Origin of the sequence: Microcoleus sp. (genome assembly GCF_041354475.1) — a bacterium.
In the GTDB taxonomy this organism is placed as follows: Bacteria; Cyanobacteriota; Cyanobacteriia; order Cyanobacteriales; family Microcoleaceae; genus Microcoleus.
In genome coordinates, this window is record NZ_JBGJZU010000042.1 from 11,659 (window position 1) to 27,929 (window position 16,271).

At 45.0% G+C, this 16,271-nt stretch carries 14 protein-coding genes and 1 pseudogene; 7 read left to right on the top strand and 8 right to left on the bottom strand.

The window, feature by feature from the left end; all coding sequences use genetic code 11:
- The first annotated feature begins 562 nt into the window (after nt 1–562).
- Both ACBR23_RS16485 and ACBR23_RS16490 read left to right on the top strand, forming a co-directional pair.
- On the top strand, nt 563–1,867 hold the full coding sequence (locus ACBR23_RS16485; protein WP_371116652.1) for an aspartate aminotransferase family protein: 1,305 nt from the start codon (nt 563–565) through the stop codon (nt 1,865–1,867).
- 203 nt (nt 1,868–2,070) lie between these two features.
- Entirely contained in the window at nt 2,071–2,574 is a 504-nt protein-coding gene (locus ACBR23_RS16490; RefSeq protein ID WP_371116651.1) for a YbjN domain-containing protein, read from the top strand.
- Nucleotides 2,575–2,615: 41 nt separating this feature from the next.
- Here ACBR23_RS16490 and ACBR23_RS16495 read toward each other — a convergent pair whose 3' ends face one another.
- The 4 genes from ACBR23_RS16495 to ACBR23_RS16510 all read right to left on the bottom strand — a co-directional run bounded on the left by ACBR23_RS16495 (nt 2,616) and on the right by ACBR23_RS16510 (nt 6,001).
- Nucleotides 2,616–3,218: a Uma2 family endonuclease gene (locus ACBR23_RS16495; RefSeq protein WP_371116650.1), complete on the bottom strand. Its 603-nt coding sequence runs from the start codon at nt 3,216–3,218 to the stop codon at nt 2,616–2,618.
- Between the two features lie 236 nt (nt 3,219–3,454).
- A complete protein-coding gene (locus tag ACBR23_RS16500) occupies nt 3,455–3,913 on the bottom strand; it encodes a divergent PAP2 family protein (protein ID WP_341739150.1) in 459 nt (152 codons plus the stop codon).
- A gap of 14 nt (nt 3,914–3,927) precedes the next feature.
- Complete coding sequence (crtE, locus tag ACBR23_RS16505) at nt 3,928–4,854, bottom strand: geranylgeranyl diphosphate synthase CrtE (RefSeq protein WP_371119994.1); 927 nt, start codon at nt 4,852–4,854, stop codon at nt 3,928–3,930.
- Nucleotides 4,855–5,128: 274 nt separating this feature from the next.
- Complete coding sequence (locus ACBR23_RS16510) at nt 5,129–6,001, bottom strand: LysR family transcriptional regulator (protein ID WP_371116649.1); 873 nt, start codon at nt 5,999–6,001, stop codon at nt 5,129–5,131.
- A gap of 345 nt (nt 6,002–6,346) precedes the next feature.
- On the opposite strand from ACBR23_RS16510, the gene ACBR23_RS16515 reads away from it, so the two are divergent.
- From ACBR23_RS16515 to ACBR23_RS16525, 3 genes and pseudogenes are all read left to right on the top strand, one after another.
- Nucleotides 6,347–7,117: a trans-aconitate 2-methyltransferase gene (locus ACBR23_RS16515; RefSeq protein WP_371116648.1), complete on the top strand. Its 771-nt coding sequence runs from the start codon at nt 6,347–6,349 to the stop codon at nt 7,115–7,117.
- Nucleotides 7,118–7,173: 56 nt separating this feature from the next.
- Nucleotides 7,174–7,956: pseudogene (locus tag ACBR23_RS16520) on the top strand (class II aldolase/adducin family protein); the annotation flags it as partial.
- Between the two features lie 109 nt (nt 7,957–8,065).
- A complete protein-coding gene (locus ACBR23_RS16525) occupies nt 8,066–8,947 on the top strand; it encodes a TauD/TfdA family dioxygenase (protein ID WP_341739133.1) in 882 nt (293 codons plus the stop codon).
- A 182-nt stretch (nt 8,948–9,129) separates the two neighbouring features.
- Here ACBR23_RS16525 and folD read toward each other — a convergent pair whose 3' ends face one another.
- On the bottom strand, nt 9,130–10,002 hold the full coding sequence (gene folD, locus ACBR23_RS16530; protein WP_371116647.1) for a bifunctional methylenetetrahydrofolate dehydrogenase/methenyltetrahydrofolate cyclohydrolase FolD: 873 nt from the start codon (nt 10,000–10,002) through the stop codon (nt 9,130–9,132).
- Nucleotides 10,003–10,247: 245 nt separating this feature from the next.
- On the opposite strand from folD, the gene ACBR23_RS16535 reads away from it, so the two are divergent.
- Both ACBR23_RS16535 and ACBR23_RS16540 read left to right on the top strand, forming a co-directional pair.
- The gene (locus ACBR23_RS16535; protein ID WP_371116646.1) at nt 10,248–10,577 is read left to right on the top strand and encodes a DNA-binding protein; all 330 of its coding nucleotides are present in this window, start codon (nt 10,248–10,250) and stop codon (nt 10,575–10,577) included.
- 108 nt (nt 10,578–10,685) lie between these two features.
- Nucleotides 10,686–11,129 (top strand): NUDIX domain-containing protein, encoded by a 444-nt coding sequence (locus ACBR23_RS16540; RefSeq protein ID WP_371119988.1) that lies wholly within the window; start codon nt 10,686–10,688, stop codon nt 11,127–11,129.
- A gap of 144 nt (nt 11,130–11,273) precedes the next feature.
- Here ACBR23_RS16540 and ACBR23_RS16545 read toward each other — a convergent pair whose 3' ends face one another.
- From ACBR23_RS16545 to ACBR23_RS16555, 3 genes are all read right to left on the bottom strand, one after another.
- Complete coding sequence (locus tag ACBR23_RS16545; RefSeq protein WP_371119987.1) at nt 11,274–12,359, bottom strand: fatty acid desaturase; 1,086 nt, start codon at nt 12,357–12,359, stop codon at nt 11,274–11,276.
- Between the two features lie 460 nt (nt 12,360–12,819).
- Nucleotides 12,820–14,286: an amidophosphoribosyltransferase gene (purF, locus tag ACBR23_RS16550; RefSeq protein WP_371119986.1), complete on the bottom strand. Its 1,467-nt coding sequence runs from the start codon at nt 14,284–14,286 to the stop codon at nt 12,820–12,822.
- A gap of 439 nt (nt 14,287–14,725) precedes the next feature.
- A complete protein-coding gene (locus tag ACBR23_RS16555) occupies nt 14,726–16,138 on the bottom strand; it encodes a cytochrome c biogenesis protein (protein WP_371119985.1) in 1,413 nt (470 codons plus the stop codon).
- Nucleotides 16,139–16,271: the final 133 nt, after the last annotated feature.

Sequence of the window (16,271 nt, forward strand, 5' to 3'; positions counted from 1 at the left end):
GCTCTGCCTGGGAACCCATATCACTCTTGCTCTGCCTCGTCGTATACCGACTAAAATTGGGAGGCAGAGCCTCCGGATCTGCGTTACTAGGCAGAGCCTAGTAACGAGTAGAAGAGGAAGATATAGCAATCCTAGAAATAAGAAAAAGCTCTTTCTTTTCTTCCTTCGCGCTATGAGCGTCTTCGTGGTTCGTTCAAATATGTTATTTTAGAAAATAAAAGCATAAAAAAACCATGACAAATATGGACGCTTATTGGATGCCCTTCACCGCAAACCTACAGTTTAAAGCGAGTCCGCGAATGTTGGTTACCTGGTTACCTGGTTCCTAGGCTCTGCCTGGGAACCCATATCACTCTTGCTCTGCCTCGTCGTATACCGACTAAAATTGGGAGGCAGAGCCTCCGGATCTGCGTTACTAGGCAGAGCCTAGTAACGAGTAGAAGAGGAAGATATAGCGATCCTAGAAATAAGAAAAAGCTCTTTCTTTTCTTCCTTCGCGCTATGAGCGTCTTCGTGGTTCGTTCAAATATGTTATTTTAGAAAATAAAAGCATAAAAAAACAATGACAAATATGGACGCTTATTGGATGCCCTTCACCGCAAACCGACAGTTTAAAGCGAATCCGCGAATGTTGGTTTCGGCAAAAGATATGCACTTTACTAGCGATGATAATCGCTCAATTCTCGATGGTACTGCGGGGCTTTGGTGCGTGAATGCCGGACACGGGCGGGAGACAATTGCCGAAGCGGTTAAACAGCAGGTTTTAAACTTGGATTACGCGCCTCCTTTTCAAATGGGACATCCCGCTGCTTTTGAATTAGCAGAACGTTTGGTAAAAATGATACCCGGCAATTTCGATCGCGTTTTTTTTACTAATTCTGGTTCGGAATCGGTGGATACTGCCTTAAAAATTGCGATCGCCTATCACCGAGTTAAAGGCGAAGGAACACGCCAAAGATTGATTGGTAGGGAACGGGGTTATCACGGTGTTGGTTTTGGGGGAATTTCTGTCGGTGGGATTGGTCCAAATCGCAAGTCTTTCGGCAGTTTGCTGACAGGAGTAGATCATTTACCTCACACTCATAACCTAGAACACAATGCTTTCAGCCGCAAACAGCCGGAATGGGGGGCGCATTTGGCGGATGAATTGGAACGGATTGTGGCTTTGCACGATGCGTCGAATATTGCGGCGGTAATTGTGGAACCGGTGGCGGGTTCTACGGGAGTTTTGATTCCGCCAAAAGGTTATTTGGAAAGGCTTCGCGCGATTTGCGACAAGTACGGAATTCTGCTGATTTTTGATGAAGTAATTACAGGTTTTGGGCGTTTAGGTTCGAGTTTTGCCACTGAATATTTTGGAGTAATTCCTGATATCGTGACGGTGGCAAAAGGGATAACTAACGGTACTGTACCCATGGGGGCGGTATTTGTTAAGGAAGGTATTTATGATGCTTTTATGAATGCTCCTGAAAATACCATAGAGCTGTTTCATGGCTATACTTATTCTGGGCATCCACTGGCTTGTGCTGCTGCTTTGGCGACGCTGGATATTTACGAAGAAGAAAAATTGTTTGATCGGGCTGATAAAATATCCGATTATTGGGAAAATGCTGTGCATTCTTTGAAAGGAGTGCGGCACGTTATTGATGTTCGCAATTTGGGACTTGTGGCGGGGATTGAGTTGGAATCTATGGCTGGGAAGCCCGGTAAACGGGCTTTTGATTGTTTTTTAAAGTGCTACGAAAATGGGTTGTTGATTCGCACCACTGGGGATATAATTGCTTTGTCGCCGTCGTTGATTATTGAGAAAGAACATATCGATCGCCTTGTGGAAATTTTGACGGCGGTTTTGCAGGGGATGGAATAAATCCCCGCCACCAAAATCCCCACGCTAACCACAAGTGGGCCTGGACAAATAATCCCTAGGACTTCATTAACAAGTTTAGTATCAACTGCTACATTTTGCCCAAAGCTCCGAGAGACCTAAGAAATCTACTGGTTCCCAGGAAGAGCCTGGGAACCAGGAACCTGGTAAAATGATAGTGGAATAGTTTCCGTCAAATTACAATCATGACTACCAGCGAACCCAACCTAGAAACAGTTTCTCCAGAAAGCATTTTAAGTGAAAGCGCGATCGCCGATGCGCAAGTCGAAAAAGCCACAGCCGTCACCTATGCAGAAGAAATTGAAACTGTCATCGCCAGCATGGCTGTAGATCAAAAAGTGATGGTAGGTCAAAATGAGGCGGGCGGACATCTTTGGAAGTTTAAGTACGGTAGTGTCGAAGTGTTGGTGCAACTCACTGGCGAAACGGAAGATGATACTTTGACTGTTTGGGCTTTTGTGCTTCAGTTGCCGGCGAAGAATGAAGCTGAATTAATGCGCAAACTCCTAGAAATGAATTGGCTGTCTACTTTGGAATCTCATTTTGCGATCGTGGATAATCAAGTTGCGGTAATTTCGACTCGGACGATAGCCGAAATCTCGACTGGGGAAATTTCTCGCGCTATTACGATTGTCGCGACTATCGCTGATGATAATGACGATATCTTGCAAGCTGAATACGGTGAGTAGGCAGTAGGCGGTTGGTAGTAGTTATTCCAGCAGACAATGATTCACCAGATTTTTGCCATCCGCAAGACAAATCCTGGTAACTCTGGATCGCCGCTCACTGTTTCGGGATTATCCAAGATTTCCGGTTCTTTTTCGGGGCGGTATATGTAGACTTTTCGGTTTTTGCGATCGATCAACAAGCCGAGTGATGCACCGTTGTCAATATATTCTTGCATCTTGTTTTGCAATCCCCTGAGAGGATCGCTAGAAGACCGTAATTCAATCACAAAGTCTGGACAAATCGGTGCAAATGAAGCTTTTTGTTCTTCAGTTAAGGCATTCCAACGCTCTAGTTTAATCCATGAGGCATCGGGGGAGCGGGTTGCTCCATTGGGCAAGGTAAAGCCTGCACTGGAGTCAAATGTTTCGCCTGTTCCGTCTTGTTCTGCCCAGTTCCCCAGTTGTAGGGCTATCTTGAAGTTGCGGTTTCCTGTATCTGAAAAGGCTGGCGACATAATGATAACTTCGCCACTGGCAGTACGCTCAATTCTCAAATGGCCATTGGCTAGACAGAATTCATAAAACTGTTCAACAGTCATCGATTTGATAGCAGGGAGATTGACTGTCATGGGGACGCTTTGGGTTTGAATTAGCAGCGTCGTCATTGTTTTTCCTCAGTTGGTTTAGGCGTAAAGTAGTGACAGAATACCTTGAACTTATCCGAGCCTAACTGATAGGGGTTTTAGTCCTGACAACTTTTTTAAAGACCATCGATGGGACAAAAGCGCAATTGTGAACTTTTAGTTAAGAATTTTGAGTTATTTCAGAAGTAAAATAGTTAGAAAATATTGATTATTCCTAATTTTTTGACATTCACAACTTAAAACTCAAAACTCAAAACTTAATAAGCAGGCCCGGCCAACCACGAAATAGTTATTCCCAGCCCCAAACCGACAAACACTTGAAAAGGAGTGTGTCCTAGCAACTCCTTGAGACGAGCCTCATTCAAGTTGTGGTGTTCTTCAAAAAACTCATCAATAATTTGGTTGAGGATTCGAGCTTGTTTGCCGGCAGCTTGGCGGACTCCAGCAGCATCGTACATGACAATTATCGCAAAAATCGCCGCGATCGCAAACTCTGGACTCTCCCAGCCCAAGGTTTGTCCCACCCCAGCAGCCAAAGCACCTACAAAAGACGAATGAGAGCTAGGCATTCCTCCGGTTGTTACTAAATACTGAAGATTAAACTTCCGATTTTTGATTAATTCGATCGGCAATTTCAATACTTGAGCAGCCAGACAAGCGATTAGAGAAACCACGAGTACATGATTGTTTAAGATGCCGCTGCAAATTTCCTGCATAGTGTTTGGCATTTCTAGTTACTGCGACTGGTAATATAATCTGCGATCGCCAACAGCGGTTGAGCTTTATTCCCAAACACTGCCAATTGAGCCTGAGCATCAACAATCAATTGTGAAGCTTGACGCCTGGACTCCTCAATTCCCCACAAACTAGGATAAGTCACCTTTCCAGCTTGAACATCTTTGCCTGCGGTTTTGCCAAGTTCTTCAGCAGTAGCAGTAATATCGAGAATGTCATCAATAATCTGGAAAGCCAATCCAATATTTTGAGCGAAACGAGAAAGCCGCTGCAAATCCGCAGCCGATGCCCCAGCCAGAATTGCCCCACAAACTACGCAGGCTTCTAACAGCGCGCCGGTTTTGTGAGCGTGAATGTAGTTCAAAGTTTCTAGAGAAACATCTTTCAATCCTTCCGATTCCAGGTCAACCACCTGACCGCCTACGAGTCCAGCAGCCCCCGATGCCCGTGCCAAATGGGCGATCGTCTGCAATACCAGATGGGGGGGTACGTTCTCAGTTTTAGTAGCGATAAATTCAAAAGCATAGGTCAACAAGCCATCGCCAGCCAAAATGGCGATATCTTCGCCGTAGACTTTGTGGTTAGTCAGTTTGCCACGCCGATAGTCGTCATTGTCCATTGCCGGCAAATCGTCGTGGATCAGCGACATGGTGTGGATCATTTCCAAAGCGCAAGCTGTGGGCATTGCCATTTGGGAAGTGCCACCGGCGAGTTCGCAGCCAGCCAGACACAGGATTGGACGTAGCCGTTTGCCACCTGCTAGCAGGGAGTAGCGCATGGCTTCGTAAATTTTCTCTGGGTAGATGACCGGCAGCGCACTGTCGAGAGCTACCTCGATCGCCTTTTTTTGCTCGACTAGGTAAGTAGATAAGTCGAAAGCGGATTCCGGTTGGGACGAATCCATTTCTGTTGCCAATACCATCCCTTGCTCTCTTGTACTTAATGTGACGAAAGGATACTTTGATTTATGCGGGTCGATCGAACCAACTTGTACAGTGGCGATCGCCCGAAATCTGAATTTCATTTAATCATTCTATGGGTGTGATTGCACAGAAACTTATTTTGAATTTTCAAAACTTTCTCCCACACAACTGAGGCGCGGGTAATACAACAACCAGATTTCCAAATAAATGTTAAGAGTTGCCCTCCCTCAGCTTGACTCCCAACCCAGTTCCTGCATCAGTTTTAATTCCCAATCAACTCCTGTGTGTGGCGACTTCCAAAAACCGCAGCAGCACTGGTGTGGGATTGTCGCACCAAATCAGAGCGATCGACACGATCGGGCTTGGTTCTTGTAACTGTTTGTAAACAACACCGCTGCGCTGGAAATTTTGCATCGACTCCGGGACAATCGCCACTCCCATGGAGGCGGCGACTAGACTCACAATGGTTTGCATTTGAATCGCTTCTTGAGCGGCGATCGGGCTAAAGCCTGCTTGTTGACAAAAACTGATGATGCGATCGTACAATCCCGGAGCCAGGGAACGCGGAAACAGGATAAAAGGTTCGGCGGAAAGTTGTCTCAATTCTACCTGGGCGCGATCGGCCAATTGATGCGTTTGCGGCAAAGCCACGATTAACGGTTCCCGAAACACAATTTCCGAATTTATCCCCTCATCCACCGGAGGGCGAATGAAGCCAATGTCTATTTGTCCTTCTCGCAATTGATGTAACTGTTGATTTGTGGTCATTTCTCGCAATTCGAGCTTTACCGTTGGATGCAAAGTGCGAAAAGCCTGCAAAATGGCCGGAACCACATTATGAGAAGCAGAGCTCACAAAGCCGATCGTCAATTGTCCCAATTCACCCCGATTTGTCTGTTGGCCAAGTTGAATAGCGCGATCGAGTTGCAGCAGAATTTTTTTCGACTCCTCAAAAAAAACCTGTCCTGCTTCCGTTAGTGTTACCGTCCGTTTGGTGCGCCGAAACAATTGAAACCCTAACTCAGTTTCTAACTGCTGGATTTGTTGGCTCAGCGGAGGTTGAGCCATATGCAGTTTTTCGGCTGCGCGAGTGAAATTCAATTCTTCTGCAACCGCAATGAAATAACGCAAATGTCGTAGTTCCATAATTTTCCATTCATTAATATTTTAAAAGTATAAGTTGTTAATTAAACAGATATTGGACATTTTGATAATTAGCAATTGATAATTGGGGAATAGGTAATGGGGGAATTGGTAATAGGTAATGGGGAATAGGTAAGGGGGGAATTGGAAATAAGTAATTGGAAATTTAATGATTTAATTGTCAACTTGTGTTATCTAAAAAATGGAGAATTCAGAAATGGCAAACTTAGATATTAAGGTGAGAAGGGTTTGCCGAATTGAGGGGGAGGCAATTTCTATGCTTGCTGGTCAGTAATTTAGTAACGAACCGCGAAGGCGCTAAGGACACGAAGTGAAGAGGAAAGAAGGATGTTACAAGATTTTTGGAATTCGGGGCTTTATGAGGGAAATCATGGTTTTGTTTGGCAATACGGCGAATCGCTTTTGAAATTACTCGCTCCCAAGGCTGGTGAACGGATTTTAGATTTAGGTTGCGGTACGGGACAATTAACCGCAAAGATTGCTGAAAGCGGAGCTTTTGTGCAGGGGATTGATTCATCTTTGTCGATGATTGCTAAGGCTCGCTCTAATTATCCTCAGCTTGATTTTGCTGTGGCAGATGCTCGTGATTTTGAAGTTGTTGCACCGCTGGATGCTGTTTTTTCTAATGCTGTTTTGCATTGGGTTAAGGAAGCGGATGCTGTGATTAATTGCGTGGCAAAATCACTGAAACCGGGTGGGCGTTTTGTGGCTGAGTTTGGGGGTAAGGGCAATGTTGGGGCTATAGTTGGGGCAATTTTGAGTGTTTTGTCGGAAATTGGTTGCGAGTCGCCTGCGTCGCTTAATCCTTGGTATTTTCCGAGTGTTGGTGAGTATGCTGGGCTTTTGGAAAAGCAGGGTTTTGAGGTGCGTTATGCGGTTTTGTTCGATCGCCCGACTCTTCTCGAAGGTGGCAGCGCAGGTATGGTAAATTGGATTGAAATGTTTGCTGGTGGGTTTTTTTCGGGGCTATCTGAGGAAGTGCGATCGCAGGTAATTAAACAAGTTGAACATCGTTTGCGATCGACACAGTATCATGATGGTACTTGGATTGCAGATTATCGCCGAATTCGCGTAGTTGCTGTCAAAAATTCCTATTGACAAATATCTTGTCTCATATTTAAATTTTGTAGGAAGATCAAAATAATGTATCAGAAACACAATCTATGCCTACATTAAAAGAACTCCCAGTCATCTTTGAGCCTCCGACTTTTGCTACGATCGAGGAAGAACGCCGTCATCGCCAGCAGCGCCTGGCAGCGGCCTTACGTCTGTTTGGACACTTTGGGTTTAGTGAGGGCATCGCAGGGCACATTACTGTCCGCGACCCCGAATACCCGGAACACTTCTGGGTCAACCCATTGGGTAGGCATTTCAGTCTGATCCGGGTCAGCGACCTGATCCTGGTCAACCGTCACGGTGAAGTTATAGAGGGCAACAAGCCTATTAATACGGCAGCTTATGCCATCCATTCTCAAATTCATGCAGCCCGTCCTGATGTCGTAGCAGCAGCACACGCTCATTCAATTTACGGCAAAAGCTGGTCTAGCCTCGGTCGTCTCCTCGACCCCCTCACCCAAGATGCCTGTTCCTTCTACGAAGACCACAGCCTGTTTGATGACTACACGGGAGTAGTTCTCGAACTTGAGGAAGGCAAGCGCATCGCCCAAGCACTAGGTCAGAAGAAAGCCATGATCCTACGCAACCACGGTCTACTCACGGTGGGTCATTCAGTTGATGAAGCGGCTTGGTGGTTTGTGGCAATGGAACGTTCTTGTCAGGCGCAGTTGTTGGCAGAGGCGGCTGGCACACCCATCCTCATCGACTCCGACAATGCTCGTCTGGCGCAGCGCCAGGTAGGCTCACATCAGCTAGGCTGGTTTAGCTTTCAACCGCTTTACGAATTAATCGTACATCAACAACCTGAACTGTTGGAGTAAAGCAGGTTTGATGAATTTTGAATTGAGGACTATTTAGAAATCTCAAGGAATCGGCACTAATTTTTTCAACCACACTCTGTACAAAATAGAAAATAGCTAGGAGATAGAGATGAAGGTAAATACACAGCTTTTATCAGAAAATTTTTCTCAACAAATCATCAATAGGGATAATATCAATATTTTAGACCTGGACAGGGAAGAAATTATTAACCAGTTTAAATCTTATGGTTTCTTACTTTTTAGAGGTTTTGAAAATAGTGTTGACACTTTTACCGAATTCACTAACTCCCTTAGTAAAGATTTTATGGATTACACCGGCGGCGTGTTTAATCGCCGAATAATTAATGGGAATGCAACTATTTTAACGGTCAATGATTTTAAAGATGAGATTAAACTGCATGGAGAAATGTACTATCAGAAAGATATTCCGTTGATGCTTTGGTTTTTCTGCGCTCATCCAGCATCAGAAGATGGTGAAACAATACTATGTGATGGCAGGCAATTGTTTAATGAGCTCAGTAGTCCACTCAAAGAGTTATTTAGGAATAAAAAATTAAAATTTTTGGGTCATTTGGATAAGGAGCGTTGGCAGACACAATACAAAACTGATGATTTAAGAGTAGTAGAACAGACCTGTAAAAGCAATAATTTACTATTGCAAATCAACGAAGATGAATCAATCGATCTTCAATTTATCTCTCCAGCAATACACTCAAGTAGATGTGGAAAATATCCGACCTTTATCAACAGTTTATTGCCAGCAATACATAGATATAAAAACGTAGTTTGCTTTGATGATGATTCAGAAATTACTGATGATATTGTTTCTGAGCTTAATGAATTGGCGGACAGAATAACTACAGAAATATCCTGGAAAACAGGGGATATTCTAATGGTTGACAATACTAGAATCATGCACGGCAGAAGAGCTTTTTCTGATAATCAACGGGAGATTTATTTGCGGTTATGTTCTCCAGCGTTTCCATTCTAAATGGTATTTGGATGGTAGATTACCGCAGAATTCGCGTTGTTGTTGTCAAGCCGTAGGGTGCGTCGCCATCAACAATATTCAAATCCAATCTAAAATCTCACAGCGACGCACCCTACAGTGGTATAAGGTGCGTCGCCATCGATAATATTCCACTACGATATAAAATCTGACAGCGACGCACCCTACTTCTTGAGGCTGTAACTCGAAACGGTATTTTCCAAAAGCATCGCCACAGTCATTGGCCCGATTCCTCCCGGCACTGGTGTGATAAATTCCGCTACTGTTTTAACAGCATCAAAGTCCACATCTCCCGCCAACCGGCTAGTACCGTCTGGATTGACAACGCGGTTAATACCGACATCGATGACTACGGCCCCTGGTTTGACCATATTAGCTGTAATCATTTCTGTGCGCCCGACGGCGGCGATTAAGATATCGGCTTGGCTGGTGATGGATTCTAGGTTTTTCGTCCGCGAATGAGCTACTGTCACTGTACAATCGGCTTCTAATAGCATTAGCGCCATCGGTTTACCTACCAAAATACTCCGCCCCAAAACTACGGCATTTTTTCCTTTTAAGTCAATCTGGTATTCTTGCAACAGTCGCATGACTCCGGCGGGAGTACAACTGCGTAAACCTTTTTCTCCCCGTACCAGGCTGCCTAAATTTACAGGGTGGAGTCCGTCTGCATCTTTGGCGGGGGCAATTTGGTAGAGTAGGGAAATTGCGTCTAAGTGCTCTGGAAGTGGGAGTTGTACTAAAATCCCGTCTACTCGATCGTCCTGGTTGAGTGCATCAATTGCAAGTTCGAGTTCGGCTTGAGTTGCATTTGCGGGATAATGCTGACCAAAGGAAGCTATGCCAACTTTAGCGCAGGCTCGTTCTTTGTTTCGCACGTAAGCTGCGCTGGCTGGGTTGTCGCCCACCATCAGTACCGCAAGTCCCGGAGGACGCCCAATCTGGGTTTGTAGGGAACGAACTCGATCGCTCAACTCGCTTTGAATCTTTGTTGCTAAAGCTTTGCCATCTAGTATTTGAGCAGTTTTGGCTTCCATTGTAGGCTGTGGGTTAGGGGCTGACGATTTTAGATTTTAGCTTAACCGTCGCCAAGGACTATAATGTCGAAGTTGCTTAGTTTCGATCGATTCTCAGGATTCTGGTTAAAGTTGAGTCGTATCTCACATTTCAAATCATTTGAAAGATGACTAATGCAATCAAGGAAGTTTGCCTTCAAAAGTTGTCCATGGGTTGTTTATTCCTCGCGCTCACTAGCGGTTTACTAAGTTGTGCAAATTTGCCGGTGTCTAAATTTAATTTTGGTTTTAATGTTTCCAAAATTAGTGCTATTCAAGAAAAACGGCAAGTGGATACGGAGGTTTATCTCCAGGGAAAGGTGGAAAATCGCGCTCCTTTTGTGGGGAATGCCGCTTATCAACTTCAAGATGCTAGTGGTAGTATTTGGGTTTTAACGAAGCAGGCTTTGCCACAGCTAGGAGATGAAATCATGCTCAAGGGGCAAGTTCGCTATAAAAGTATTAAGCTGAAGGGTTTGGCTGAAGATTTAGGTGAGGTTTATATTGAAGAAGTTGAACTGCTTGAACGTACTCCTGCTGCCGTAAAGGGGAGATAGTTATGGGAAACTAGCGTTACTCTCGGATTGGAGGCAGAGCCTCCTGATATGTATTCCCAGCCTGTTCCTGGGAATAACCAATAACCAATAACTAATAACTAATAACTAATGACTAAAATTCACGTTGCGATCGCTATTTTGTACCGAGAGGGCAAGTTTCTGTGCCAGTTGCGGGATGATGTGCCTCATATTAGATATCCCGGACATTGGGCTTTGTTTGGTGGCCATATGGAACCGGAAGAAACGCCTGAAGTTGCTGTCCTACGGGAATTGAAGGAGGAAATTAGTTATGCTCCTCCCAGTGTTGCTTTTTTTTGTGGGGATGTAGAAGGAGATGTTATGCGCCATGTTTTTCATGCACCACTTGATGTCGGTGTCAATGATTTAGTTTTGCTTGAGGGTTGGGATCTGAAGTTGTTGACACCGGAGGAGATTCGGGCTGGAAAATGCTTTTCGGAGCAGTCAGGAGATGTGCGACCTTTGGGTGTTGCTCACCAACGTATTTTGTTGAATTTTATAGCAGATGTTGAAGGAAGAAGTCAGAGGTCATAATATAACTATTTTAAATATAAAAAATAATATCAATTCCGATGTAGCCGGAAACGATATAAAAAGCCCGGTTTCTTCACATTTTTATCAATTTGAAATGACAAATTTAGGTTCAGAAACCGGGGTTTTTGGTAAGTCCTAGTGGATTTACTTCACTTGGGTAGAACTCCGACTGTTAGGCGATTCGTAGTACACTTTAGATCCTGTATCGGAAACAAAATGACAATCCCAGTAAGAGCGAATAAAGCTCTTCCAAATTGGCTCGCTTGACTTGCGATAATAATCGCCCAACACTGGCTTGATGGCTTCGGTTGCTTCCTTCAAGTGATAGTGTGGCATTGTCGAGAAAATATGGTGGGCTACGTGGGTGCCGATGTCGTGATGGATAGGATTGATGATGCCATAATCCCGATCGATCGTTGATAAGGCACCTTTCAAGAAGTACCAATCATCTCCACGATACCAGGGGATATCCGGCTCAGTGTGGTGCAGGAATGTTACCAAATCCAACCACATCACGAAAATTACATAGGGAACCAAGTAGAACTTGAGTAAAAACAGCCAACCAAATTGATAGGTTAACGCACCCAAAAATCCGACCATTACTACTAAGGATGCTGTGCTGGTTAATACATCCCATTTTTCGGAAGGACGGAAAATCGGGCTACTGGGCATGAAGTGAGAACCTACCCGATCGGGCGATCGACGAAACAGATAAATTGGGTAGGCAAATAACATCAAATAAAAGCGTCCGAGCTTTTCATACCAGGGCATTTGATTGTATTTGCTCTCGGACACTGGATACCAGCTTTCGTCAGTATCTAAGCTACCTGTATTGGCGTGGTGGGTTCTGTGGCTGATCCGCCAACCGTGGAAGGGTACGAGAATTGGAGCGTGGGAAAGGTGTCCGATCAGGTTGTTGAGCCATTTGCTCTTGGAGAAGGAACCGTGTCCACAGTCGTGGCCGACTACAAACAATGCCCAAAACATGGTTCCCTGCATTAACCAGAATATGGGATAAAAGAACCAGGAATCAAGGGTATAGGCGATCGCATATAAACCTGCGATGATTCCAAGATCCAAGAAGAAGTAAGCAAGGGATTTCCCAACCGAGGGTTCAAAACAATGGGCTGGAATGGCTGATTTGATATCAGCAAGAGTAAAAGGTAACTCTGTTGTACGAGAGGATGAGCTTTTATCGCTCGGCTGATTGAGAACTGTATTTAATTGCACGAAGTTTCCGATTTAAGCTGACTTGAGAAACCGCATTTCGTTACTTATCAGTCACTTTGGCTCCAAGGAGCCATAATTTATACTCAGTAAGGGTTTCTAAAGTTATTTAGTTCGCAGGAAATCATCCGTCGGCGATTCTCCAGCCCAGTGGCTTGGGGAATGCTGGTAGGGGGAAAATTTGTGCGATCGACCCTGTTATCTGAAAAAATCTCCTGTGCCCGTTGGAAGTGCGAAATGCGACTTCGATCTGAGAGTGAGGTTTTGGAGGGACTATCTCCAGTCTGCCAGTGGCAGAGCTAAGTTAATTTAACATTTCTACACACAGTCTGGCAATAAGTTATGGCAGAAGGGCATCGGGCACCTGTGCTGAGCGTAGCCGAAGTATTGGGCATCGGGCATTGGTAGCAATTAACAAATGACTAATGACTACTGACTACTGACTACTGACTAATGACTTCTGCTAAGTTGCAGCTTTTTCTAATATTAGCTTCGCTCGTTTAATCAATTCTGGAACCTCGATCGGATAATCGCCCGTAAAACACGCAGAACAGAAACTGTTCGTATCTTCATTAGTGGCTTTCAGCATTCCTTCCCAACTCAAGAAAGCCAAAGAATCTACCTCAATTTGAGCGGCGATTTCAGCGACAGACTTAGTAGCAGCAATCAACTGATCTTGATTGTCGGTGTCAATGCCGTAGAAACAAGGATGAGTCACAGGTGGCGAAGAAATTCTCATGTGAACTGCGGTAGCACCAGCATCCCGCAAGGCTTTGACAATTTTGCGACTGGTAGTGCCACGGACGATGGAATCATCGATAATGATCACCCGTTTTCCTTCCAACACATCTCGCAGAGGGTTTAGTTTCATGCGGATTCCTGACTCCCGCATGGTTTGAGTAGGCTGAATAAAAGTGCGTCCGACGTAGCGATTTTTAATCAATCCTTCCGCGTAGGGAATGCCGGAAGCTTGAGAAAAACCGATCGCCGCTGGGATTCCCGAATCAGGAACGCCGATGACTATATCAGCATCTGCCGGAGATTCGGCTGCTAATAAACGGCCGATTCGTAGGCGATAGCTGTACAAACTTTCACCTTCCATCATGCTATCGGGTCGAGCAAAATAGATCATTTCAAAGATGCAAAGTTTGCGTTTTTGTTGCTGACTCCAGTGAAAGGAAGCCATACCTTCCTCTGTGATCCAAACTAATTCTCCCGGTTCTACGTCGCGCAAAAATTCCGCACCGATAATATCTAATCCGCAAGTTTCCGATGCCAAAACATACCGTACCGGATTTGTCGGGAGAGTGCCAATTACCAAGGGGCGCACTCCGTGAGGGTCGCGGACACCCATGACACCTTTGGGGGTGGCGATGGTCAAACTAAAGGCTCCTTGGCACATCCCAAAGGCACTGATGGCTGCTTCGAGCCAATCTTTACCCTTGTCTACCTGGGAACCGATCGCCACGGCGATCGCCTCTGAATCAGTCGTGCTCACAAACTCGCAGTTCCGAGACAGCAATTCTTCCCGCAATTCTTTGGTATTGACAAGATTCCCGTTATGTGCTAGAGCCAGACTTCCCAAACGAGTTTCGACGACCACAGGTTGAGCGTTGACAACCCGCGACGAGCCAGTAGTAGAGTAGCGAGTATGACCTACGGCTAAATTACCGGGCAAGTGACCTAAACTAGATTCATTGAAGACTTGGGAAACCAGTCCCATGTCTTTGTGCAGGTATACTCGATCGCCATCAAAGGTGGCAATGCCTGCGGATTCCTGGCCTCGGTGCTGCAACGCATACAAACCAAAATAGGTCAACTTGGCGACATCTTCACCAGGTGCGTAGATACCGAAAACGCCGCAAGCTTCCTCGGGCTTGTCAGGTTTGCTAGAATGCTCGTCAGCCGCGAAGGAATGGTTGGGAATCATAGATGGGTTGGCTCCTAATGGGAACGGTGGATTTGCGGGACTATTGGTGCGGGAAGTTTTGTTTGCGAAACCGTCGCATAACTTAACAATTCCTTAATATTGGCACGGATCGAACATTAATTTCAATTTTTTTGGCATTCTAGCAGCCACTGTGGGACATTGAATGGGATTGTAGTATCGATCGCCTATATCTTTAGATGTTATGGGAAATTACCGGAGAGCGATGGGGCGATCGCCCCCCGGTAACATCGGATACCCGCCCTCAACAACTTCGCAAGCTAGTTCAGCAATAGAATCAAAAAAAGAGGATTTAGGCAAAAAACCCGGTTTCTTCCACAAATATTCCCTTTTTCCATAGATGTTGATGGAGAAACCGGGTTTTTGGTCCCCGTGGGTATGTCCTGAGAAAGCCAGAAAGTGAGCGTTAGTGGCCCTAAAATTAGTTTTGATTAGCTAAAGAAGTCGGGGCGATCGCACTTGGTTCAACCTGTTGTTTCGATGCAGCTAACTTATCCAAAATCTCCACAACCTCTCTTTCAAAAGTCACCTGAGCCCGATTAGTCCGGCCACCAACATAAAGTTTGCCCTCTGTTTCCAAAGCCCAAATCTGGGAGTGAGACAGATAGCTCATCAGCACGCTCAACATCAGCAACCCAAAGCCAGTATAAACAATCGGAATTCCCGGATCGGCTTTAATTTGTAATCCCGTGCTACCAACAACTTCATCAATTGTCAGCATCACTCCATTAACTTCTATAGCACTACCAGCGCGAACAGTAGTTAACAACTTGCCATCCATGCCATAAACTAACATAGTTCCTTGCAAGTCTTTAGCTAACAGAGAAACACCAGCACTCAAATCAGGTTTAGTAGGAATCCAAGCGCCCCAAATCCGGCCTTTACCTTGAGTATCTAACTGAGCCATTGGTAGTTGCAAAACCGGGCTTTTGTTGAGGCGAACCCGCACAGCAGCGATCGACCAATCTGCTTGATAAAAAGTCACTCCTCGGTATCTCAGAGGCTTGTTAACATGAATAGTTTGGCGATCGACCTCTTGACCTGCTTTGTCCAAAACTGATAAATCAGAATAAAACTGGTCGATCGCACCACTAGGAGTATAATCGATCCAGAACCGATTGACACGCATCGACCAATCCTTCGGTATTTGCGGCCCCGCCCAAGGTCCCGTATCCGTGATATTCTGCACCTGAAAATTTTCACCACTCGGAACCATTTCTTGAGCCATAAAACCAGTCATCGTACCCCAAATCGCCCCAGCTAAAATAATCAGCATACTAGCGTGAACAATAATCGGGCCAATTTTACCAATTATGCCCTTACGAGCATAAACTTTCTCTCCTTCTCGAAACACCAGATATTTTTTTTGCTGCAAAAGTTCTTCTAAACAAGTTAAAGAACCAGTTCCCAACTCCGCACTCAGGGCTAATTTTTCAAACTGCTTCGGTTCTTCATAAAATTTCCAGCGACGGGCGGCTTTTAGCGCCGGAAACTGTCTAGTAAAAGTACAAGCCGTCAAGCTGCTTCCGAACAAAATCAGGATTGACAAAAACCACCAAGTGCGGTATACATGATCTAATCCTGCAATTAGTAAAACTTTCCAAGTCAGGAATCCAAAAAGAGCCGGGTGTTCTGGATAATTGGACTGATAAAAAGCCACAGATTGACCTTGCTCGACCACAGTGCCAGAAATACTAAAAAAGGCGATCGCCAACAACAAAATAATTGCCAACCGCAAATCAGCCAGTACGGGTAAAACTTCTCGCTTAAAAAACCTTTGAGGAGCAGTCGCCCAGTCCGATAACTTAGATAGAAATAATTCTTTAGATGTCATTGGTAATTGGTAATAGGTAATTGGTAATTTTTAGCTAACGCACCTCAACTACTTGAGAACCGCTAGATTATTTGGCTCAGACAAATCTATCAACTTACATTTCCTACTCTTTCCTTTCTTCCTTCGTGTTCTT